The organism is Nocardia sp. CA-290969, assembly GCF_050936135.1.
Lineage (GTDB): Bacteria > Actinomycetota > Actinomycetes > Mycobacteriales > Mycobacteriaceae > Nocardia.
Genome location: NZ_JBNJNJ010000001.1, coordinates 2,048,286 through 2,071,337, shown reverse-complemented (window position 1 = coordinate 2,071,337; position 23,052 = coordinate 2,048,286). Strand labels below are relative to the sequence as shown.

The 23,052-nt window shown below is 71.5% G+C and carries 18 protein-coding genes; 12 read left to right on the top strand and 6 right to left on the bottom strand.

Features of this window, described 5'->3' with window-relative positions; genetic code table 11:
- Positions 1 to 42 precede the first annotated feature (42 nt).
- Positions 43 to 1,404, top strand: coding sequence for a cytochrome P450 (locus ACQEVO_RS09705; protein WP_432911169.1), 1,362 nt, complete (start codon positions 43 to 45; stop codon positions 1,402 to 1,404).
- A gap of 237 nt (positions 1,405 to 1,641) precedes the next feature.
- Here the strand turns inward: ACQEVO_RS09705 and ACQEVO_RS09700 are convergent, their stop codons facing one another.
- From ACQEVO_RS09700 to ACQEVO_RS09680, 5 genes are all read right to left on the bottom strand, one after another.
- A complete protein-coding gene (locus tag ACQEVO_RS09700) occupies positions 1,642 to 3,174 on the bottom strand; it encodes an FAD-dependent oxidoreductase (RefSeq protein ID WP_432911167.1) in 1,533 nt (510 codons plus the stop codon).
- Between the two features lie 53 nt (positions 3,175 to 3,227).
- Positions 3,228 to 4,124 carry a glycosyltransferase family 2 protein gene (locus ACQEVO_RS09695; RefSeq protein WP_432911165.1) on the bottom strand — a complete coding sequence of 299 codons (897 nt, stop codon included), beginning with the start codon at positions 4,122 to 4,124 and terminating at the stop codon, positions 3,228 to 3,230.
- A 5-nt stretch (positions 4,125 to 4,129) separates the two neighbouring features.
- Positions 4,130 to 4,978, bottom strand: a complete 849-nt coding sequence (locus ACQEVO_RS09690) for a glycosyltransferase family 2 protein (protein ID WP_432911162.1) — start codon at positions 4,976 to 4,978, stop codon at positions 4,130 to 4,132.
- Positions 4,979 to 5,358: 380 nt separating this feature from the next.
- Positions 5,359 to 6,246, bottom strand: a complete 888-nt coding sequence (locus ACQEVO_RS09685; protein WP_432911159.1) for a polysaccharide pyruvyl transferase family protein — start codon at positions 6,244 to 6,246, stop codon at positions 5,359 to 5,361.
- Positions 6,247 to 6,555: 309 nt separating this feature from the next.
- Positions 6,556 to 7,944 carry an aldehyde dehydrogenase family protein gene (locus ACQEVO_RS09680; protein ID WP_432911156.1) on the bottom strand — a complete coding sequence of 463 codons (1,389 nt, stop codon included), beginning with the start codon at positions 7,942 to 7,944 and terminating at the stop codon, positions 6,556 to 6,558.
- A gap of 191 nt (positions 7,945 to 8,135) precedes the next feature.
- On the opposite strand from ACQEVO_RS09680, the gene ACQEVO_RS09675 reads away from it, so the two are divergent.
- From ACQEVO_RS09675 to ACQEVO_RS09625, 11 genes are all read left to right on the top strand, one after another.
- The gene (locus ACQEVO_RS09675; RefSeq protein WP_432911153.1) at positions 8,136 to 9,113 is read left to right on the top strand and encodes a glycosyltransferase; all 978 of its coding nucleotides are present in this window, start codon (positions 8,136 to 8,138) and stop codon (positions 9,111 to 9,113) included.
- Between the two features lie 54 nt (positions 9,114 to 9,167).
- Positions 9,168 to 10,388, top strand: a complete 1,221-nt coding sequence (locus ACQEVO_RS09670) for a glycosyltransferase (protein ID WP_432911151.1) — start codon at positions 9,168 to 9,170, stop codon at positions 10,386 to 10,388.
- Positions 10,389 to 10,494: 106 nt separating this feature from the next.
- Complete coding sequence (locus ACQEVO_RS09665; RefSeq protein ID WP_432911148.1) at positions 10,495 to 11,475, top strand: UDP-glucuronic acid decarboxylase family protein; 981 nt, start codon at positions 10,495 to 10,497, stop codon at positions 11,473 to 11,475.
- Positions 11,476 to 11,583: 108 nt separating this feature from the next.
- Positions 11,584 to 13,224 carry a carbamoyltransferase family protein gene (locus ACQEVO_RS09660; protein ID WP_432911145.1) on the top strand — a complete coding sequence of 547 codons (1,641 nt, stop codon included), beginning with the start codon at positions 11,584 to 11,586 and terminating at the stop codon, positions 13,222 to 13,224.
- The gene (locus ACQEVO_RS09655; protein WP_432911142.1) at positions 13,221 to 14,720 is read left to right on the top strand and encodes an HAD-IIIA family hydrolase; all 1,500 of its coding nucleotides are present in this window, start codon (positions 13,221 to 13,223) and stop codon (positions 14,718 to 14,720) included. Before ACQEVO_RS09660 ends, ACQEVO_RS09655 begins: the two co-directional genes overlap by 4 nt.
- Positions 14,717 to 15,763: a glycosyltransferase family 9 protein gene (locus ACQEVO_RS09650; protein ID WP_432911139.1), complete on the top strand. Its 1,047-nt coding sequence runs from the start codon at positions 14,717 to 14,719 to the stop codon at positions 15,761 to 15,763. Before ACQEVO_RS09655 ends, ACQEVO_RS09650 begins: the two co-directional genes overlap by 4 nt.
- Complete coding sequence (locus ACQEVO_RS09645; protein ID WP_432911137.1) at positions 15,760 to 16,323, top strand: D-sedoheptulose-7-phosphate isomerase; 564 nt, start codon at positions 15,760 to 15,762, stop codon at positions 16,321 to 16,323. Before ACQEVO_RS09650 ends, ACQEVO_RS09645 begins: the two co-directional genes overlap by 4 nt.
- Positions 16,320 to 17,696, top strand: coding sequence for a D-glycero-beta-D-manno-heptose 1-phosphate adenylyltransferase (gene rfaE2, locus ACQEVO_RS09640; RefSeq protein WP_432911135.1), 1,377 nt, complete (start codon positions 16,320 to 16,322; stop codon positions 17,694 to 17,696). Before ACQEVO_RS09645 ends, rfaE2 begins: the two co-directional genes overlap by 4 nt.
- Before the next feature lie 20 nt (positions 17,697 to 17,716).
- Positions 17,717 to 18,406, top strand: a complete 690-nt coding sequence (locus ACQEVO_RS09635) for an SDR family oxidoreductase (RefSeq protein WP_432911133.1) — start codon at positions 17,717 to 17,719, stop codon at positions 18,404 to 18,406.
- Positions 18,397 to 19,347 (top strand): glycosyltransferase family 9 protein, encoded by a 951-nt coding sequence (locus ACQEVO_RS09630; RefSeq protein WP_432911131.1) that lies wholly within the window; start codon positions 18,397 to 18,399, stop codon positions 19,345 to 19,347. The genes ACQEVO_RS09635 and ACQEVO_RS09630 overlap by 10 nt, the downstream gene beginning before the upstream one ends.
- Positions 19,340 to 20,662 carry a UDP-glucose dehydrogenase family protein gene (locus ACQEVO_RS09625; RefSeq protein ID WP_432911128.1) on the top strand — a complete coding sequence of 441 codons (1,323 nt, stop codon included), beginning with the start codon at positions 19,340 to 19,342 and terminating at the stop codon, positions 20,660 to 20,662. The genes ACQEVO_RS09630 and ACQEVO_RS09625 overlap by 8 nt, the downstream gene beginning before the upstream one ends.
- A 155-nt stretch (positions 20,663 to 20,817) precedes the next feature.
- Here the strand turns inward: ACQEVO_RS09625 and ACQEVO_RS09620 are convergent, their stop codons facing one another.
- Positions 20,818 to 22,944 carry a catalase gene (locus ACQEVO_RS09620; RefSeq protein WP_432922516.1) on the bottom strand — a complete coding sequence of 709 codons (2,127 nt, stop codon included), beginning with the start codon at positions 22,942 to 22,944 and terminating at the stop codon, positions 20,818 to 20,820.
- Between the last annotated feature and the right edge of the window lie 108 nt (positions 22,945 to 23,052).

Genomic DNA, 23,052 nt, shown 5'->3' with positions numbered 1-23,052 from the left:
TCCGGCGGGGAACCGCCGTGAGCGGAGGGAAGGGAGATCGGAATGGCCGATGTGCACGGGCACCGACTGACCGGGCTCCGGGCGGCCACCGCGCTGGTGGACCTCGGTTTCCCGGCGATCAGCGCCGGGGTGATCGCACGCCGCCGGCCGGTCCTGGGCTTGCTGGAGCGCATCCAGGCCGATGACCGGGCGGCGCGACGCTGGAACAGCTTACGAGACGAATTCGGCAGCGGGCCGGTGGAACTGGTGCTGCCCGGCCGCCGGGTGCTGGTGATCCTCGACCCCGGGGATGTCGGCCGGGTACTCGACGAAGCGCCCACCCCGTTCGACCCGGCCAACCGGGAGAAACGGGCCGCGCTCGAGCAGTTCCAGCCGCACGGTGTGCTGGTTTCGCAGGGCCCGATCCGCGAGCGCAGGCGAGCCGTGAACGAAGCGGCGCTCGATACCGGCACACCCCTGCACCGGCTGGCCGAGCCGATCGCCGCGAAGGTCGCCGCCGAAGCGCAAGAGCTTTCGGCACAGATCGTGCGGCGCGGTTCGGTGGACGCGGCGGAGTTCACCACCGCTTGGTGGCGGCTGGTTCGCCGGGTGGTGCTGGGTGAACGGGCGCGCACCGACGACGCGATCACCGACGAGCTGTGGCGGTTACGCGGCGCGGCGAACTGGTCGTTCGCGGCACCGACCCTGCGGAAGCGGCGGGAACACTTCCTCGCTCGGCTGTACGACTACGCCGAAACCGCCGAACCCGGAAGTCTGGCCGGAGCCCTGGCCGAGGTCCCGGCGGGCGGTGCGGTGGACCCGGTGGGCCAGATGCCGCAGTGGCTGTTCGCGTTCGACGCGGCGGGGATCGCACTCTCGCGTGCGCTGGCGCTGCTCGCCGAGCATCCCGAGCAGCGCGAGCGCGCCCGCGCCGAGGCCGAGGAGCCGGAACATCCCCGGCTGCGTCCCTATCTTCGCGCGTGTGTGCTGGAATCGATCCGGCTGTGGCCCACCACCCCGGTGATCCTGCGGGACACCACCGAATGGACCCGGTGGCGTACAGGTTCGGAGCAGTTCGCCATCGAACCCGGCGCCGCGCTGCTGATCCTCGTCCCGGCGTTCCATCGGGACCGGCGGCTGCTGCCGTTCGCCGACAGTTTCGAACCCGATATCTGGCTGGACGGGCGCGCACAGCAGTATCCGCAACTGGTGCCGTTCAGCGCCGGCCCGGCCGAATGCCCGGGCCGGAACCTGGTCTTGTTCACCACCAGCACACTGCTCGCGCAGCTGCTGTCCGGGCCGGAGTTGCGGTTGCGGTCGCATTCGCTCTCGCCCGGCACACCGCTACCGGCCACCCTGAACAACTTCGGCCTCGAATTCGTCGCCGAACCGGCACGGTTACGCAGCGTGGCGCCACCGCGGTGAGATGTCCTCCACCCGCGTCCGCGGACTGCCGGACGAGCAACTGATGCCGGCAGTCCGCGGGCTGCCGGCCGAACGCGATCCCGACGCCGGCAAGCCCGGCCCGCGAGCATCCGGGGCGGATCCATTGCTTCGCAGGCACTCGGCGCCGGAATCCGGGGCCACAGCCGACTGCGTGGCCGCACCGCACGTGCGGTCCCTACCTCGGTAGTCGAGGTGGGGAGGATCCGGACTCGTTGCTCAGCCGCCGGCGGGATCGATCTGTTCCAGTGGCTCGGTGGCCGGACCCTCCAGGATCTTTCCGTCGATATCGAAGCGCGACCCGTGGCACGGGCAATCCCAGCTGGTTTCGGCATCGTTGAAGGCGACGACGCAGCCGAGATGGGTGCAGACCGCCGACACGGTGTGCAGTTCGCCGTCCGTATCCCGGTAGACCGCGCAGCGCCGCCCCGAGCGGCGCATCACCGCTCCGCTGCCGGGCGGGAGATCGGCGGCGGTATCGACGAAAGTGCCCGGGGCGAGGCGGTCGCCGACGAGGTGGCGGCCCACCTCGAGACCGGATTTCAGCAGGGTGCCCGCCTCGACTTTCGGATGTAGCCGGCGCGGGTCGTAGATACGCGCCCACGGCAGTGGCTCGCCGGCCAGTTCGGCGGCGAGCAACCGGCCGCCCATGACGGCGTGCGTCATCCCCCAGCCCCCGAATCCGGTGCTCACGTAGACGTGCCGGGTACCGGGATGGAATCGGCCGATGTAGGGGATGCCGTCCGAGGTGGTGTTGTCCTGTGCTCCCCAGTGGTAGTCGAGGGAGTCGACCGGGAAATGTGTCCGCGCCCACCCGGCCAGCCGTTCGAAACCGTCCGCGGTCGACGCGGTGCCCGGGCGCATGTGCTCGCCGGTGACGATGAGCAACCGGCGGCCGTCACCGTAAGGCGCGGTGCGCACCGACCGGGTGTTCTCCTCCGGGGTGATGTACATACCGCCGGGGTCCGCGCCGGCGGCGAGCGGACCGGCCACGGCCAGTTCCCGCCGGGGCTGCAAGCGGGTGAACAGCAGCGCCCGGTCGAACACCGGGTAGTGCGTCGCGACCACCACATCACGGGCGCGTACGGTGGCGCCGCGTTCGGTGGTCAGCCGGCAGGGGTCGCCTTCGTCGAGGCCGACCACCCGGGTCCGTTCGAAGATCGTGCCGCCGGAGCGGATCAGGTGTCCGGCCAGACCGATAAGGTACTTGCGCGGATGGAACTGGACCTGGTCGTCCACGCGGATCGCGGCCGCCACCGGAAACGGCAGGCCGGTCTCGGTGACCAGCGTGGCCGGCAGCCCCGCCTCGACCGCCGCCGCGACCTCCGCGCGGACGGTGGCGGTCCGCTTCTCGCCGGTGACGTAGGTGTAGGACGGCGCACGTTCCAGTTCGCACTCGATATCCAGCTCCGCCGCGGTCCGCGCCAGGTGTTCCACGGCGTCCTGCTGGGACCTGGCGTAGTCGCGGGCCGTACCCGCGTCGAACGACGACCGCAGCGAGTCGTACACCAGGGTGTGCTGGGCGCTGACCTTCGCGGTGGTGTAGCCGGTGGTCCCGCCGACGATCCGGTCGGCCTCGAGGACCGTGACCGACCGGCCCGTGCGGGCGATCTCCCACGCCGCGGCGAGACCGGCGATACCACCGCCGATCACCGCCACATCGGCGTCGAGATCCTCGGTCACGGGCGGGTACGCGGTCTGCTCGGTGGATCGGATCCAGTACGACTCCGCTGTTCCGGTCGGTGCGTTCATGCGACGCGGTTACCCGGGTTCCGTCCGGTGACACGTCGCCGGCCGCGGCCGGGTCAGCCCACGTAGCGGCGGGCCGGCGACCGGCGCTGGGATTCCTCCAGCAGGACGAGCCCGGCCTCCACCTCGTCGGGCACGACCTCCCGCTCACGCACCACCCAGGGCAGCCCGCCGAGGGCCTCCAGGACGGCCCGGGCCGTCGCCGCGTCGCGGGGTGCAGACCGCAGGACCGCGACGCTGCGCCGGGCCGCACTGCGAACCGGCCGGCGTAACCACAGCGTCCACAGGGTGTTCCGGATACCGAGGCCGCGCCGCCGGGTCGAATCCCGCAGCCGCGAAGGGGCGTGGTGGATCACCATGTCCTCGATCCAGCACATCCACCAGCCGTGTGCCGCCAGATCCAGCGCGAGCAATTCCTCCTCGCCGCCGAACCACAGCCGCCGGGAGAAGCCGCCGACCTCCCGGAACGCGCTCACCCGGAAGGCGGACAGCGCCGCCATCACGCCGAGCAGCGCCGGGCCCGGCAGCCAGTCCGGCCCGGGCACCGGTGAATCGCGCAGTTCCGGCGTGATCGGGTCTTCCCGCAGATCGGGTTCCACCAGGCAGCGGCCCGTGACCGAGCCGAGCCCGGGATATCGGTCGAGCAGATCGGCGGCGCGGGTGAGCGCGCCCGGCTGCCAGCGGGTGTCGTCGTCGCAGAACGCCACATACGGGGTCCGCACCCGCTCCACGGCGATATTGCGGGCGATCGCACCCAGATTCTCCTGTGCCCGGATCACCTCGACGGACGGGAACGCCGCGGCGACCGCGTCGGCCGTACCGTCGCTGGAGGCGTTGTCCACCAGGATGATCGGCGCCGCGTCCGGGAGCGCGGTCATCTGGGCGAGGGTTTCCAGCAGTTGCTCGCGACGGTCGCGGGTCATGACGACGACCGTGATGCGTTCGGTGCCCATTCGGTTCATGTCCTTCCCTCGGCGAGTTCCAGAGCCTGGCGCTCGACCTCCGGCGGCACCCGGCGACGCTGCGCCAGTGCCCACGGCAGGCGACGCAGCACTCCCCCGATCGCCGGCCATATCCACGGTTCACGCACCGCCCGGCCGAACAGGCCGGCCGTTTCCGTCACGCACTGCCGCAGCGGCCGGCGCATCCAGGTGATCAACGCGTTGTTCCGCAGTTCGGCCTGCCGGCGCCACACCGGGGGCGGGCGCTGCGACGAAGGATGGTGGTGGGCGCGAATATCGGCCATGTAGCAGAGGTCCCAGCCGGCCGCGGCCAGGTCGAGTGCCATCAGGCGTTCCTCGGCGCCGAAATGCAGGAGCGGACTGAACCCCCCGGCCCGCAGAAACGCCTCTTTGCGCACGATCGCCGCGCAGGCGAGGAACCCGAGCACGGCGGGGCCGGGAAGGCGCGCGGGCCGTCCCAGCGGGCTGGTCGCCATCAGTTCGTTGACCGGATCGTCCCGGTTACCGGGACCGACCAGGGTGCGGGCGGCGACGAGACCGAGCCGCGGACAGGAATCCAGGACTCGCTCGGCGCGGGCCAGCGCGTCATCGGCCCACCACGAATCGTCGTCGCAGAACGCGACATACGGAGTACGAGCGAGCGTGACCCCCAGATTGCGGGCGGCCGCACCGAGATTGCGGGGCAACCGGATCACCGAGACACCGTCGAACCCGCCGGCCACGCGGGTGGTGTCGTCGTCGGACGCATTGTCCAGCACCACGATTCGCGGTCGCGGCCGTAGTGCCCGCAACTCGGTCAGCGTACGGGCCAGTTCCGAGGCACGGTTGCGGGTTGCGATCACCACCGTGGTCCGGGCCCAACCATCGGCCGTCGATCCCGCCTCATCGGCCGCGGCCCGCCCCGCAACCGCCGCGGCCCGCCCCGCAACCGCCGTGGCCCGCCCCGCATCCTCGGTAGCGCGCGCCGTATCCTCGGTAATTCTCCGCGTACCCTCGGTGCTTCGCCGCGCGGCAGCTGGTGCGCAGGGTGCCTCCGCTGTGTTTCCTGTGGCCTCACCCAGCTCGCTGCGTGCTCCGTTCTGCGCCGCTATGGGCGGTACCGCCCCGGGCACGGGTTTCTCCTCGCCGTCCGGCCCGATCCCGGTCCCGCCGGCGGCCACGTTTTTCCCGTCGTCGGCTGCCGTCACCCGGCCGGGCGGGGGCCCCGCCGCCTCGTCCGCCCGGCTCATGCGGTGCGTCCCGGGAGCAGTTCGTCGAGCAGGGCGGAGGTCAGGGAATCGGCGGCCGGGAATTCGTCCCGGCGCGCATGCTCGCGTGCCTCCGGCGACAGGCACCACCGCCACCAATGGTCCAGCATGCCCGCGTCGAGGGCCTGTTCGGCGGATACCAGCGCCGGCCAGCCCAGAGCCGCCGCCTGTGCCGTGACCTTGCCGCCGCCCGCGACCGGATCCACTGCCAGCACCGGCACACCGGCCCGTAAGGCGAAAACGAGCCCGTGCAGCCGGGTGGTGACGACCGCGTCGAGGCGGGCGAATACCGAGGCCAGCTGGTCGGGGGTGGCGCAGTGCCGCCAGTCGTCACCGGCGAGGCGGGTATCGAGGGGCAGGCGGGCGCAGTCGAGGCCGTGCAGCCAGCGTTCGAGGGCGTCGTGCACGGTGTCGTGCCGCCGCGCCGGTCCGTACTCGGCCTGGCCGGGCGCGAATACCACCCCCACCACCGGAACAGAGGTGGTGACCGCCGAGACCGACATATCCGGGCGGGCGGTATCCGGGTCGTCGCGCGCGAGCACCCGGTGGAATCCGGTGACCGCGGTATCGGCCGGATCGAGCACGGTGACCCCGACCGCGATCCGGCGGCACGCCGCGTAGCGTTCGTGCAACGCCCGCACCTGCTCACCGTGCGCCGGGCCGCAGACGAATACCAGATGCGAATACCGCCCGGCGTCGGCGTCGTCGAGGTGCAGAGCGTCCGGCCGGAAGCCGGGACTCCACGCCGTCTCGTGCGCAATCCCGGCCTCCGCCAAGGTTTCTCCCACCCGGCGCATGCCCAGTACATCCCCCGCCGTCGCTTCCCCGTGCACAAAGCTGGACCAGCCGGTCACCAGTACGCGCATGGTCCGCGCTTACCCGGATCCTTCCGCGCCAATCGCCGGCGCCCGGGTGTTCTGCGACTTCGCCGGAGGAGTTCGGTGACGTGCTGCGCTCCGGACTCGGCGGAGTGCGTTCGCCCCGCACCCGGCGGGTACCGGGCACTCGGAAAGCAGGCGGGGGACGGGTAGCCGCCCGGTGCGTCCGCAGGCGGTCCCGAGGTCGGGATCCGGCCCGATATCGCCGGCAACGAACCCGGACCGCGCAGCGCGGCGCCCCGCCGGGCGTACTGCCGACGGATGCGCCGGTTCATGCCGCGGCGAACAACGGACCGATCAGCCCGGCGCAGGGCGCATATGCACAACCTTCGTCCGGGTCATTTCGTCGAGTAGTTCAGGGCCGTAACCGTATCCGCTGCCGCTCGCACCGCGCGGGTGGGCGGCACCGCCCGGGGCCCCGCCGAACACCGCGTTGATCTTCACCGTGCCCACCGGCAATTCCCGCCAGGCGTATTGGGCGTTGGCCATCGAGGTGGTGAGCACGGTCGCGGCCAGCCCGTATTCGTCCGCCGCGGCCTCGGCGAGCCCCTGCTCGAACGTGGCCACCACGCGGACGGGCGCGACCGGGCCGAAGGTTTCCGCCCGCATGATCCGCATCTCCGGCGTGCAATCGGTCAGGACTGTCGCCGGATAGTGGGCGCCGGGCCCGTCGGGCACCGCACCGCCGGCGAGTGCGCGGGCACCGCCCGACACCGCGTCGCGAACCTGTGCGTGGACCTGGTCGCGGTGGCGCCGGTCGACCAGGGGCGCGGTACGCCGGGAGCGCGCCGCCGCGGCCAGCGCGGTGAGGAACGGTTGCGCGACCGCTTCGTGCACGAAGATCCGCTCCACGGAGACACAGATCTGGCCGGAGTTCGCGAACGCGCCGAGCGCGGCCTGTTCCGCGGCCCATACCGGGTCGACGCCGGCGTCGACGACGAGTGCGTCGTTACCACCGTTTTCGAGCAGCGTATGCGCGCCGGTCACGGCGGTGCTTCGGGCGATCGAGCGGCCCGCGGCGGTACTACCGACGTGTGCGACGACATCCACGTCGCCGTGTGCGGCCAGCGCCGCGCCGACAGTGCCGTCCCCCTGCAGTGTCTGCAGGACACCGGCGGGCAGCACGCCCTCCAGCAGTTCGCCCACCAGGGCACCGGTGTGCGGGGCGCGCTCGCTCGGTTTGTGCAGCACGGTGTTCCCGGTGACCAGCGCCGCGCCGAGCAGGCCGCAGGACACCGCGACCGGATCGTTCCACGGGGTCAGCGCGGCCACGACGCCGCGCGGTTCCCACACCATCAGGTCCGTCGCGTCGTAGTCGCCCTGCAGGCTCTTGCCCCGGTGCACCGGGCCCAGTTCGGCGTACTGCTCGAGGGTGGCCGCACCGGCCGCCACGCCGTCCGCGCCTTCGGCCCGCGGTCGGCCGGTTTCGGATTCGGCGAACGTGGCGATCTCCTCGGCTCGTGCCCGCAGCCGTCCGGCTCCCGCACGGACCGCCGCGGCCCGTTCGGCCGCCGGGGTGCGCGCCCAGCCGAGCTGGGCGCGGCGGGCCGCCGCGACCCGCTCGTCCAATTCCGCCGGGTCGGTCATCGGTACCGTGCCGACGGTCGCTCCCGTGGCCGGGTCGAGGATCTCGATACCGCCGGCCACCGGTCGCGTGGCTTCTGTGAGAGTGCTCGGTCCGCTCATGGTGTCGGCTTTGCCGGTGATCGCCGGTTCAAACCCCGCTCCGGCGAGTCGCCACATCCGAAGTGGGTGTGCGGAACGCGGGGTAGCCCGGTTCCAGGCCGCAGGCTCCGCACCCGATCCACACCCGGTTGTGACCGGCGGGTGTGCGCGCCACAGGTTTGAACCGGCGCGCAGCGGCAAGAGCTACCGGCATGGCCGAGACGACGAGACAGCTCGAGGTCTTGCTCTGGCACGTCCACGGCTCGTGGACCACCTCGTTCGTCCGCGGCCGGCACCGCTACCTGCTGCCCGTCGTGGCAGGTGGCGGGCCGTGGGGCCGGGGCCGATGCGGCCGGGACTGGCCGACGGCCGAGGAGATACCCGCCGCCGCGCTGCGGGACGCCGAACCGGATGTCGTGGTGCTGCAGCGGCCCGAAGAACTCGAGCTGGCCCAGCGCTGGCTGGGCCGCCGCCCCGGAATCGATATCCCGGCGGTCTACGTGGAGCACAACGCGCCACGCGAAGGCGCGGCGACCACCCGGCATCCGCTCGCCGAACGCGGCGATATCCCGCTGGTGCATGTGACCCATTTCAACGACCTGATGTGGGACAGCGGGCGCGCGCCCACCCGGGTGGTGCCGCACGGCATCGTCGATCCCGGGCCGCGCTATACCGGCGAGTTACCGCACGGGGTGGCGTTGATCAACGAACCGGCGCGCCGGCGTCGGGTCACCGGCAGCGATCTGCTCGCCGATTTCGCCCGGGCCGGACCGATCGACCTGTACGGGATCGCCGCCACCGAGTTCACGCCGGACAGGCCGACCGTTCATCCGGTCCGCGGAATCGGCGATCTCGGCCAGGCCGAGTTGCACACCGAGATGGCGCGCAGGCGGGTCTATCTGCACACCGCGCGGTGGACTTCGCTCGGCCTGTCCCTGCTCGAAGCCATGCACCTGGGTATGCCGGTGGTCGCCCTCGCCACCACCGAGGCGGTCGCCGCGGTACCGCCCGAAGCCGGTGCGCTCGCCACCGATATCGAGACCTTGACCGCGAAATTCCACGAGTTGCTGCACGAACCGGATCTGGCGGTGCTGGCGGGCAAGTCCGGCCGGCAGTTCGCCCTGGAGCGCTACGGTCTCGGCACCTTCCTGCGCCGCTGGGATCAACTGCTCGACGAGATCACCGGGTGACACCCGCCGAAGTAACCGAGTGAAGGCCACCAGCCGGGTCGGAAAGGCGTAACGATGAAAATCGCGATGGTATCCGAGCATGCCAGCCCCCTCGCCGCCCTCGGCGGCGTCGACGCCGGCGGGCAGAACGTGCACGTCGCCGAGCTGGCGGCGGGCATGTCCCGGCGGGGTCACGAGGTCACCGTGTACACCCGGCACGAGCAGCTCGGCGCGCCGCGCACGGTCACCACCGAGCAGGGTTATCGGGTCACCCGGGTCCCGGCCGGACCGGCCCATCCGTTACCGAAGGACGAACTCCTGCCGCATATGGACGAATTCGGCGCGTATCTGCGGCAGGAATGGCACCACACGATGCCCGATATCGCGCACGCGCATTTCTGGATGTCGGGCCTGGCCACGCTCGCGGCCGCCCAGCCGCTCGGCATCCCGATGGTGCAGACCTTCCACGCGCTGGGCGTGGTGAAACGCCGCTACCAGGGTGCGCAGGACACCAGCCCGGCGGGGCGCGTGGAATTGGAGCGCCGCATCGCCGAACAGGCCGACCGGGTGATCGCCACCTGCACCGACGAGGTGTTCGAACTGGCCAGGATGGGCCTGCCGCGGACCCGTACCTCGGTGATCCCGTGCGGTGTCGACCTGGAGCGGTTCACTCCGCAGGGCCCGGCCGCCCGGCGGTCCGGCCGGCACCGGATCGTCAGTGTGGGCCGGCTGGTGCCGCGCAAGGGTTTCGATATCGCGATCACCGCGCTGACCGGATTGCACGACACCGAACTGCTGCTGGTCGGCGGACCGGACGACGGGCGGCTCGCCGACGACCCGGAAGCCGTGCGGCTGCTGACGCTGGCCGACGAACTCGGCGTGCGCGACCGGGTGCACCTGCTGGGCCAGGTGCCGCGGGCGGAGATGGCGCCGCTGCTGCGCTCGGCGGACGTGGCCGTATGCACCCCGTGGTACGAGCCGTTCGGCATCACACCGCTGGAGGCCATGGCATGTGGGGTGCCCGTCGTGGCCGCCGCGGTCGGCGGTCTCACCGATACCGTCGTCGACGGTGTCACCGGCACGCTGGTCACCCCCCAGGCACCCGACGAGCTGGCCGACGCGGTACGGGAACTCCTGGACGCCCCGGCCACCGGGGCGAAGTTCGGCGCCGCGGGGCGTGAGCGCGTCGAATCGCGCTACTCGTGGGATCGCATCACCGTGGAAACCCAGCGCGCCTACCGTCGCGTGGTCGCCGCCGCCGGACTGCCGGAAACCGGCCGGGAGCAGGCACGGTGAGGGTGAACCACGGTGCCCCCGCCGCCGGCCCGGCGACCCGGCGCGGCCGCGAAACGAGCCCATGCCGCGTCGGCTGTCCGCATACGTCCTGATCAGAGGAGCCATCGTGACGAGAGATTGTGACCGTGCGCTGATCACCGGGGGCTCGGGGTTCCTGGGATCGCATCTGTGCGAGCAGTTGCTGGACGCAGGTACTTCGGTGGTCGCGCTCGACAACTTCGCCACTTCCACCCCACACAATGTGGGCCCGCTGCTGGACCGGCACGATTTCGCACTCGTGCAGCACGATGTCACCGAACCGTTCCCCGGCCTCGGATCCTTCGATACCGTGTTCCACCTCGCCTCGGCGGCGTCACCACCGGATTACCTGCGGCTGCCGATCGAGACGCTGCGCGCCGGGGCGATCGGCACCGCCAATGCCCTCGAGCTCGCCGAACGTTGTGGCGCGCGCTTCGTGCTCGCCTCGACGAGTGAGGTGTACGGCGATCCCGGTGTGCATCCGCAGCCGGAAGACTATTGGGGGCATGTGAATCCGGTCGGCCCGCGCAGTGTGTACGACGAGGCGAAACGGTACGCGGAGGCGCTGACCACGGCGTATCGCCGGGAGCACGGCACGAACACCGGTATCGCCCGGATCTTCAACACCTACGGTCCCCGGATGCGCGCCGACGACGGGCGGATGGTGCCGACATTCATCGAGCAGGCACTGTCGGGGGCGCCGCTGACGGTGGCCGGAACCGGCGAGCAGACCAGGTCGCTGTGCTATGTGGAGGACACCGTGCGCGGGCTACGCGCACTGGCCGATTCGGCGTGCCCGGGCCCGGTCAATATCGGCAACCCCCATGAACTCTCGGTCCGCGGCTTGGCCGAGGAGATCCGCGCGGCGGTCGGCGGTGAGTCCCCCATCGAATACATCGACGGCGCGGTGGACGATCCGCAGCGCCGCTGCCCGGATATCTCCCGGGCCCGCCGCGCCCTCGGCTGGGAGCCGGTGGTCGGCCGCGCCGAAGGGTTGCGCCGCACGATCGACTGGTTCGCGGGCCGCACCGCGACCGCGCAGGCCCTGCTCGAGCCGCGGCAGGCATAGCAGATCGCATAACAAAACCGGGTGGATCTGTTTGGCAGTGATGTCCACGGGTAGCGCGCCAACAACATCAGCGGGCCGAACCCGTGCCCCCGAGCGGAAAGGCAGCCGGTGCGCATTCTGGGTGTGAACGCAGTATTCCATGATCCCGCCGCCGCCCTGGTCGTGGACGGTGAGATCGTCGCCGCCGCGGAAGAGGAACGATTCAGCCGGCGCAAGCACGGTAAGCGGCCGGTGCCGTTCTCCGCGTGGGAGATGCCCGAGCAGGCCGCCGCATGGTGCCTGGAGCGGGCGGGCCTGCGCCCGGATCAGCTCGACGCGGTGGGGTATTCCTACGACCCCGGCCTGGTCGACCATTCCCTGGGCGGTCTCGACGCGTCGAGTGAACAGACCCGCACCGATTACGCCCGCCGGGCACCGGGCTTCCTGCGCGCGGCACTTCCCGGGCTCGATCCCGGCATCGTGCGATTCGTCCGCCACCATGTGGCGCACGCGGCGTCCGCGGCGCTCGCCGCGCCGCTCGGGTCGTCCGCGGCACCGGCGGATTCGGCGGTACTGGTGGCCGACGGCCGCGGCGAGAGCACGTCCTATCTGGCCGGTGAGTACCGCGACGGCAAATTCGTGGAACTCGCCGCGCAGCGGCTCCCCCATTCCCTGGGCCTGCTCTACGAGGACCTCACCGAACACCTCGGATTCGCCCGCTCCAGTGACGAATACAAGGTGATGGCCCTGGCCTCCTACGGCACACCGCGTTTCCTGGACCGGTTCCGCGAACTGATCTACCCCACCGGTGACGGTGGTTTCCGCACCGAACCGGTGCGCTGGACGGATTTCGCGCCCGCCGTGCCCGACGGTGAACTCGGCCGCGACCATGCCGACCTCACCGCGAGTGTGCAGCGGCGGCTCGAGGAGGTCCTGCTCGAGCTCGCCTCGTGGCTGCACCGGCAGACCGGGCAGCCGAACCTCACCCTGGCCGGTGGTATCGCCCTCAACTGTGTGGCCAACACCCGGCTGCACGCCGAAGGCCCCTACGACCGGATCTGGGTCCAGCCCGCGGCGGGTGACGCGGGCACCGCGTTGGGCGCGGCCTTGCAGCTGGCCGCGGAATTCGGCGAACGCGCCGCACCCATGCGCGGAGCCGACCTCGGCCGGGAATGGTCCGACGAGGAGCTGGAATCGGTGCTGCGCACCGCGAATATCCGGTATACGCGGCCGTCGGATATCCCGGCCGAGGTGGCGGAAGCGCTGGCGGCGGACCGGATCGTCGCCTGGTTCCAGGGCCGGGCCGAATTCGGGCCGCGCGCACTGGGCCACCGCTCCCTGCTCGCACATCCCGGCCGGGCCGCCAACCTGGAACGCCTCAACGATGTGAAGGGCCGCGAACAGTTCCGGCCAGTCGCCCCGATGGTGCTCGCCGGCCGTGCCGCCGAGATCTTCCACCGCGGCCCGCTACCCAGCCCGTACATGCTGTTCGTCCACGATGTCGACCCGGCCTGGCGGGACCGGATACCGGCCGTGACCCATGTCGACCACACCGCGCGGGTGCAGACCGTCGATCCGGCGGACAACCCGCTCACCGCGCGGCTGCTCACGGAATTCGACCGGCGCACGGGCCTGCCCGTCGTGGTCAACACCAGCCTCAACACCGCCGGCCGCCCGATGGTCGATTCGCCGCGCGACGCCCTCGAATGTTTCGGGTCCGCGCCGATCGACCTGCTGGCGCTCGGCCCGTTCCTGGTGCGGCGCGCATGAACGGGCCCACGCTGGACTACAGCATCGTCATCCCGACCATGGGCCGGGACAGCCTGCACGTGCTGCTGCGGCGGCTCGGCGCGGCCACCGGCCCCGAACCACGCGAGATCATCGTGGTGGACGACCGGCGCGGCGGTGCCGACCTCACGCTGCCGGCCGAGCTCCCGTCGCTCCAGGTCATCCGTTCGGGTGGCCGGGGCCCGGCGGCGGCCCGCAATGCCGGCTGGCGGCACGCCGCGGGCAGCTGGATCGCTTTCCTCGACGACGATGTGCTCGTCGCCGAAGATTGGCCGGCGCGGCTCGCCGCCGATCTGCTCGGAGTGGACGACACCGTCGCGGCGTCGACGGCCCGTATCGAGGTCCCCCTGCCCCGGGACCGGCGGCCGACCGACGACGAACGCGGAACCGCCGGTCTGGCCACCGCGCGCTGGATCACCGCCGATATGGCCTACCGCCGCTCGGTACTGGCCGCGGTCGGCGGTTTCGACGAACGGTTCCCGCGCGCCTACCGCGAGGATGCCGATCTGGCGATCCGGGTCTGCCTCGCCGGATACGCCATCGCGGACGGGGAACGGATCACCGTGCATCCGGCCCGCACCGCGGGGCCGCTGGCCAGCGTCCGGGCGCAACGCGGCAATGCCGACAACGCGCTGATGCGGCGAAAGTACGGCGCGCACTGGCGCCGCCGCATCGGCGAACGCGACGGTCTGCTGCCCAGGCATGTCCTCACCACGGCCGTGGGCGTCGCCACCCTGGCCGCGGGTGCCGCCGGACGCGGACGGACCGCACTCGGGTTCGGCGCGGTCTGGACCGCGCTCACCACCCAGTTCGCCGTACGCCGCATCCTGCCCGGACCCCGCACTCCCGGCGAGATCACACGGATGGCCGTGACCAGTGCTCTCATCCCCCCGGCCGCCTGCTGGCACCGGCTGCGCGGCGAGGTGCGCCACCGCCACGCGACCCATCCCGCGCCGCACGCCCTGCTGTTCGACCGCGACGACACCCTCATCGTCGATGTCCCCTACCTGGCCGATCCGGCCGGTGTACGCCCCGTGCCGGGGGCCGCCGACGCACTGCGGATGCTGCGCGCGGCCGGTATCCGGCTCGGCGTCGTCAGCAACCAGTCCGGTGTGGCGAAGGGGCTGATCACTCCCGGCCAGCTCGCCGCGGTCAACCGGCGGGTCGAGGAACTTCTCGGCCCGTTCGCGACCTGGCAGGTCTGTGTGCACGGCGAGGCGGACGGCTGCGCCTGCCGCAAACCCGCGCCGGGCATGGTGCGGCGGGCGGCCGCGGAGCTGGGCGTGGAGGTCGAGCGGTGCGTGCTCATCGGTGATACCGGCGCCGATATCGCGGCCGCGCTGTCGGCCGGCGCCCGGGCGATTCTCGTGCCGACCGCGCGGACCCTCCCCGAGGAAGTCCTGCGCGCGCGGACCGAGGCCGCGGTCGCGCGGAATCTCACCGAGGCCGTCCGGATGGCGATGGCGGGTGCGTCGTGACGGGCGGCCGGGCGCTGGTGGCGCGCATGGACAACGTCGGCGACGTACTGCTGGCCGGACCCTGTGTCCGCGCGGTCGCCGCGCACTCGGAATCGGTGACACTGCTGGCCGGTCCGCGGGGCCGCGCCGGCGCGGAACTGCTACCGGGTGTGGACCGGGTCGTGACGTGGTGCGCGCCTTGGATCGATCCGGAACCGCCGGCGGTCACCCCGTCGGATATCGGCGGGATCGTCGAACGCGTGCGCGCCCTCGAAGTGGACCGCGCGCTGATCCTCACGTCCTTCCATCAGTCCCCACTACCGTTGGCGCTGCTGCTGCGGATGGCCGGGGTCGGCTGGATCGGCGCGATCTCCGAGGACTATCCGGGTTCGCTGCTGGACCTGCGCCACCGCGTGTCCGGCGACCCGCCCGAGGTCGAACGCGCACTCTCGCTGGCCACGGCGGCCGGGTACTCGTTACCGCCCGGCGACGACGGCAAGCTCGCCGTACGCGAGCCGCTTCCGGATACCCGCTCGCTGACCGGCGGGCCGGGGTACGTGGTGGTACATCCCGCGGCGTCCGTCCCCGCCCGGCAGCCGTCGGAGTTGCGTTCGGCGGCGATCGTCACCGCCCTCACCAGGGCGGGCCACCGGGTGGTCGTCACCGGTTCCCCGGCCGACCGGGAGCTCACCGCGGCCGTCGCCGGCAGCCATGCCCTCGACCTGGGGGGCGAGACCACCATGCCCGAACTCGCCGCGGTCCTGCGCCACGCGATCGTGGTGGTGGCACCCAACACCGGCCCCGCCCATCTGGCCGCGGCCGTGGGCACACCGGTGGTCTCGTTGTTCGCGCCGGTGGTGCCCGCTGCCCGCTGGCAGCCGTACGGCGTGCCGGTGGCCGTCCTCGGCGATCAGCACGCCGCGTGCCGCGACAGCCGGGCACGGATCTGCCCGGTCGCCGGGCACCCGTGTCTGGAGTCCATCACCCCGGACCAGGTCGTCCAGGCGGCGGAAGAACTCAGCGCGGACCGGCATGCCGGTCTGCGGAAGGGAGGTGTGTCGTGATCGAAGAACATTTCGCGGCGCTGTGCACGGCACTGCAGCGCACCAGTTCCTACGCGCCGAAGGTCGGCTACTGGGGTCGCGAGCTGGCGGCCGTACTGGACAACGGCGGCCGGTTGCTCGCCTGCGGTAACGGCGGCAGCGCGGCCGAAGCCCAGCACCTGACCGGCGAACTGGTGGGCCGTTTCCACCATGAGCGGCAGCCGTTGTCGGCGATCGCCCTGCACGCCGACACCTCGGCGGGTACCGCGATCGTCAACGACTACGGCGGGCACGAACTGTTCGCCCGGCAGGTCCGCGCGCACGGCCGCCCCGGTGACATCCTGATCCTGTTGTCCACCAGCGGCACCAGCCAGAACGTGGTGGCCGCCGCCAAGGCGGGCCAGGACATCGGCGTCGGTACCTGGGCCATGACCGGGCCGGCCCCCAACCCGCTGGCGGCGTTGTGCGACGACGCGATCGCCGTGGAGGCGCCGAGCACCGCGACGGTGCAGGAGGTGCATCTGGCGCTCGTGCACGCCCTGTGCGCCGAACTCGACGAAGCCCTGGGAATTCCGGCGTGAAACCACTGGTCGTAGTGGGCGACACACTGCTCGACGTCGATATCGAAGGCGCCGCCACCCGGTTGTGCCCGGAGGCGCCGGTGCCCGTGGTGGATGTGCAGCAGCGCCGGTTACGCCCCGGCGGCGCCGGTCTGGCCGCGCTGCTCGCCGCCCGCTCGGCCGCCGAGGTCTCGCTGATCACCGCCACCACCGACGACGACGGCGGCCGTGATCTGCTGCGCCTGCTCGAACCGGAGGTCGACGTCGTACCGCTGGTGCTGCGCGGGGAGACGGTGCGCAAGACCCGGGTGCGCGCCGGCGGCCAGTCGCTGGTGCGGCTGGACACCGGCGACGGCACCGCCGACGCCGGCCCGGTGAGTTCTGCGGTGGTGCAGACCCTCCGGTCGGCGGGCGCGATCCTGGTGGCCGATTACGGCCGGGGTGTCGCGGCCCATCCGCGGATCCGAAGCCTGCTCACCGAACTCGCCCGGGCCGTGCCCGTGGTGTGGGATCCGCATCCGCGCGGGCCGGCGCCGACCCCGGGCGCCTCGCTGATCTCGCCGAATCTCGGCGAGGCGCGGCAGTTCGCGCCCGGCTACGCCGAACCCGACGAATTGGCGAAGGTACTGCGCGACGAATGGTCCGCCGATTCCGTCGCCGTCACGCTCGGCGCCACGGGAGCCGTACTGGCCAACGGTAAACGGCTGGCGACGATCCCGGTGCCCGCGGCGATCCGCAGCGCCGACCGGATCGTCCCCGATACCTGCGGGGCGGGCGACCGGTTCGCCTCCGCCGCCGCCGCGGCCCTGCTGGACGGGGCGACCGTGGCCGAGGCGGTGACCCATGCCGTGGAGACAGCGGCCCGATTCGTCTCCACCGGAGCGGCGGCCGCCCTGTCGACCTGCGAGGGTCCCACCGCCGGTGCCACCGGCGGTACGGATATCGGCGGGTCGGCGTTCGATGTGGCGGCCGCGGTCCGCGACCGGGGTGGCAGGCTCGTCGCCACCGGCGGCTGTTTCGACCTGCTGCACCCCGGCCATGTGAGCCTGCTGCGCCAGGCGCGGGCCATGGGTGACGCGTTGATCGTCTGCCTGAACTCCGACGATTCGGTGCGCCGGCTCAAGGGCCCGCAGCGCCCGATCGTCGCCGCCCGCGACCGCGCGCGGCTGCTGCTGGAACTGTCCTCGGTGGACGCCGTCGCGATCTTCGACGAATCCGCGCCCAGCGCACTGCTGGACCGGCTGCGGCCCGATATCTGGGTCAAGGGCGGTGATTACGCCGAGGCGGACCTGCCCGAGGCCGAGGTCGTGCGCCGGCACGGCGGCGAGATCGCGCTGATCCCCACTGTCCGCGGCTATTCGACGACCCAGCTGGTCAGCCGGTTCCGCGGCTGATCCGACCACGAAGGAGAGCGATGCGAACCCTGGGCAATATCCTGATCACCGGCGGCGCGTCCGGACTGGGCGCGGCGGTCACCGCCGCAGTCCTCGAACACGGCGGCCGCCCCCTGGTGATCGACCGGGACCAGCCGGCGACGACCGTCGATTTCGTCCGGGCCGATCTCGCCGATACCGCCGCCGCGGAGAACGCGGTACAGGAATTGGCCGACCGCGCGGACGGCCGGATCGACGGCGTGTTCACCGCCGCCGGTACCGACGCCTGCGGTCCGCTCGACCAGGTCGCCACCAAGGACTGGGAGCGGGTGGTCCAGGTGAATCTGCTCGGCACGGTCGCGGTGATCCGCGCCGCGCTCCCGTCGCTGCGCGCGCACCGGGGCACCGTGGTCACCTGTGCCTCCACTCTGGGGATCAAAGCGGTGAGCGACGCGACCGCGTATTGCGCCTCGAAATTCGGCGTGGTCGGCTTCACCCGCGCGCTGGCCGCCGAGACCGCGGGTGAGGTCGGGGTGACGCTGCTGATCCCCGGCGGTATGCACACCGCGTTCTTCGACGGCCGCACCGAACAGTACAAACCGCCGCCCGACGCGAAACTCAACCGGCCCGAGGATGTCGCGCAGTCGGTGCTGTTCGCGCTGACCCAGCCGCCGGGCTGCGAGGTCCGCGAACTCGTCGTCTGCACCTCCGAAGAGGGGTCGTGGCCCTGAGCGGATCGGTACTCGTCCTGCGGGCACTCGGGCTCGGCGATCTGCTGACCGCGGTGCCCGCTCTACGGGCGTTGCGCGCCGCCTACCCGGACCGGCGGCTGGTACTCGCCGCCCCCGAGCCGCTGCGGGGGCTCGTGGAGTCGATCGACGCGGTCGACGAGTTGCTCCCGACCGCCGGACTGGGTGACCTGCGCCCGCCGGGCCACCCCCCGGAACTGGCCGTCAACCTGCACGGCAAGGGCCCGGAGAGCATCCGTGATCTGCTGGCGACCCGGCCGGATACCCTGTTCACCCACCGCCACCCGGACTTCCCGGATCATCCCGGCCCCGAATGGCGCGCGGATCTGCACGAGGTAGATCGCTGGTGCCGGCTGCTGGAATACCACGGGCTCACGGCCGACCGCACCGCGCTGCTGCTCCCGCCCCCACCGGTCCCCGCGCCGGTGCCGGGCGCGGTCGTCGTACACCCCGGCGCGGCCGCCCCCGCGCGGCGCTGGCCCGCCGAACGTTTCGCCCGGGTGGCCCGCGAGCTGGCCGCCGACGGCCGGCCGGTGGTGATCACCGGCTCGCGGGCGGAACTGCCACTGGCGAATTCCGTGGCCGCGCAGGCCGGGCTCGCCCCGTCGGCGGTCTTCGCCGGACGCACCGATCTCGCCGGACTCGCCGCGCTGGTCGCCGCGGCGGCCCTGGTCGTCTGCGGCGACACCGGTGTCGGGCATCTCGCGACGGCCTACGGCACACCCTCGGTCCTGCTGTTCGGCCCCACACCCCCGCGTACCTGGGGTCCACCCGCCGGTGCGCGCCACCATATCGCGCTGTGGGCCGGGACGACCGGCGATCCCCTTGGGCCGCAACCGGATCCGGGGCTGCTGCAACTGGGGCCCGAACATGTACTCACCGCCGCGTCCGAAGTCATCGGAAAGGGGGCCCACCATGGGTAATCGCGTGGGAATCGTCGGCGCCGGATATGTCGGGCTCACCAGCGCCGCCTGCCTGGCCCACCTGGGCCATCACGTGACCTGTGTGGACAACGACGCCGCGAAGGTCGCACAGCTGCGGGCCGGCACGATCTCGATCGTCGAGCCGGACCTGCCGGAACTGGTCGCCGAGGGCTTGGCCGAGGATCGGCTCACCTTCACCGCGGATCCGGGATCACTCACCGACGCCGAAGTGGTGTTGCTGTGCCTGCCCACGCCTATGGGCGACGGCGGCGAGGCCGATCTCGCGGTGGTCGACCGGGCGTTGCAGACCCTGTCCACCGTGTTGCGGCCCGACTGCACCCTGGTCACCAAATCCACCGTGCCGGTGGGTACCGCGGCCCGGCTCGCCGGCTCCCCCGCACTCGCCGGCCGGCCCGTGGTGAGCAACCCCGAATTCCTCCGGGAGGGCCACGCCGTGCACGACTTCCTGCATCCGGACCGGATCCTCGTCGGCGCCGGCGACGCCGCCACCGAGGCCGCCGATCGGGTGGCCGGCCTCTATGCGGGCACCGGCGCCACCGTCATACGCTGCGATACCGCCAGCGCCGAACTCGCGAAGTACGCCAGCAACGCCTTCCTCGCGGTGAAACTCTCCTTCGTCAACACCATGGCCGACCTGTGCGAACGCGTCGGGGCCGATATCACGCAGGTCACCGGCACGATGGGCATGGACAACCGCATCGGCCCCGATTTCCTCGCCCCCGGCCCCGGCTGGGGCGGTTCCTGCCTGCCCAAGGACACCCATGCGCTACTACGCGCCGCGGAAGCCGAGGGCGTGGATTTCGCCCTCGTTCGCGACGCGGTGCGGGCCAACGACCGCCAGCAGGCCATGGTCATGCGCAAGATCCGGCGCGCGGTCACCGGCGCTGCCGACGGCTGCCTCACCGGCACCCGGATAGGGGTGCTGGGCCTGGCGTTCAAGGCCGGCACCGGAGACCTGCGCGACTCCCCCGCGGTGACGGTCGCCCGGCAGCTCTGCTGGCACGGGGTCACGGTCACTGCCTACGACCCGTGCGTCCCCGCGGGCACGCCGGGCCTGGATCCGGTCCACGTAGTCGACAACCCCTACCTGGTGGCGAAAGAGGCCGCCGCCCTGGTGATCCTCACCGAATGGCCCGAATTCCGTGCGCTCGACTGGGCGCGGCTGGCGGCCGCGGCCGAGCAGGCGGTCGTGGTGGACACCCGTAACCTCCTCGACGAGACGAGCCTGGGCGCCAGCGGTTTTCGCGTAGTGGGCATCGGCACGGGCAGACAACAACGAGACGGCTCGAGGTAGTGGCGATCGGGCAACGGCACGGCCGACGGTAGCGGCGGGCCGGAACGACGCGGCTCTGCCATATTGCCCGCTGGAAACAGCGGTCCGGATCGCGGGGAACGAGCAAGGCCCCCGGTGGACTCGGCCGAGTCCACCGGGGGCCCGCTGTTGCGCTATCAGGCGGGTACGGCCGTCGTATCCCGCTCCCAGACGCGATGTCCCGCGAGCACGCCGGCGAAGGATTCGACGAAACCGTCGGACACCGTATCGCCGGCCACGATCACACCGTCGACCGCGGTGTCCGGCTCGCCCGGCACAGCGATACCGCCGGCCCGCAACACGTCCGCACCGGCACCGAGCGCCGCCACGGGCTTGACGTGCTTGTACGCCTCGGTGACGAAATGCACCGCCGGACCCGCCGCGGCCAGTGCCTGCGCGGCGTCGTCCCCACCGGCGACGACCACGGCGTCGTAGAGCACCGAGGCCATCGTCGCCAAGGTCCGGTCCACCGCCAGCGTGCCGTCGCCGGCGCCGCGCAGTTCGCCGCCGTGCTCGGCCAGTACCTCGGTCTCGGCGCCGCGGTCCCGCAGGGCAGTGCGCAACCGGTCCACGCCCGCGACATCCACCCCGTCGGCCGCCAGGACGGCGATCTTGCGGGTGGCGATGGTCGGCGGCGGATCCTTCAGCTGCGAGAGCGCGGGCGATACCGGCACGTCCTCGACCGTACCGCCCGCGGGGGCCGGGAGCCCGAGCTGTGCCGCGACCTTCTCCGAGAGATCGGGGTCGACCCGGACCAGCTGGTCGAGTACCCGGGTCCGGATCTCCACCCGCCGGCATTTACCCAGTTCGAACGCGAACGCGGAGACGATGTGCTCGGCCTCCGGCGGAGTCATACTCCGCCAGAACATGCGCGGCTGCCGGTAGTACTCCTTGAAACTTTCGCTGCGGACGCGAATCGTATCGCCCTCCACCCGGCGGGTGTAGTGGCGGAACACGCCCTCGTCGGCCAGCGCGGGGCAGCCGCCGCCGATCGTGTTCTTGGTGTAGAAGGCCTGGCCGTGCGGGATATCGTGCCGGCTGTACCCGTCCTGCTGATGCGTCCGCACATCGGCCAGCGGCCGGTTCACCGGCAGATGCGCGAAGTTCGGGCCGCCGAGGCGGATCAGCTGGGTGTCCAGGTAGGAGAAGTTCCGCAACTGCAACAGCGGATCGTTCGTGAAATCGATACCCGGCACCACATTGGCCGTATGGAATGCGACCTGCTCCGTTTCGGCGAAGAAATTATCCGGATTGCGGTCGAGCACCAGTTCGCCGACCGGGCGCACCGGCACCTGCTCCTCCGGGATGATCTTCGTGGAATCGAGCAGGTCGAAATCGAAATCGAATTCCTGTTCCTCCGGAACCAGTTGCACACCCAGTTCCCAGCGCGGGAAGTCACCGGCCTCGATACTGTCCCAGAGATCCCGGCGGTTGTAGTCCGGGTCGCGTCCCGCGACCTGCTGGCATTCGTCCCACACCAGGGAATGCGTGCCCAGGGCGGGCTTCCAGTGGAATTTCACGAAGGTCCCGCGCCCCTCGGCGTTCACGAACCGGAACGTATGCACCCCGAATCCCTGCATCATCCGGTAACTACGCGGCAGGGCACGGTCCGACATCAACCACATGATCGCGTGCAGGGTCTCCGGCTGTTCGGCCACGAAATCCCAGAGGGTGTCGTGCGCCGATTGCGCCTGCGGGATCTCGTTGTGCGGCTCCGGTTTCACGGCGTGCACGAAATCCGGGAACTTGATACCGTCCTGGATGAAGAACACCGGAAAATTGTTGCCGACCAGATCGTAATTTCCCTGCTCGGTGTAGAACTTGGTGGCGAACCCGCGGACATCACGGACCGTATCGGCCGAACCACGCGAACCGGCGACGGTCGAGAACCGGACGAAAACAGGGGTGCGGGTCGTCGGATCCGTCAGGAATTTCGCGACGGTGTATTCGGCCAGCGAATTGTCGTACGGCCGGAAATACCCGTAGGCACCCGCACCACGGGCATGCACCACCCGTTCCGGAATACGTTCGTGGTCGAAATGGGTGATCTTCTCGCGCGCATGGAAGTCTTCCAGCAGCGTCGGCCCCCGCTCACCGACGGTCAGGGCATCGTCGGTGTGGTCCACCCGCACCCCCTGCTGGGTGGTGAGGTAGCCGCTTTCCCGGTCCTGCCGCAGCGGGTCGAGCTGTCGTTGTTTGTCGTCGGCACCGTCGCGGCCCGCGCCGAGCGGCCGCTGCGCCGCATCCGACGCGGCGGGCGTCACGGAATTCTGTTCCGGTGTTCGGTCCACAGTGTGTCCTCCTCGATGACGAACCGGCGATACGCGCCGCAAGGGACGCGGCTCCGGTCGGCGGCTTCCCGCATCCGGGCG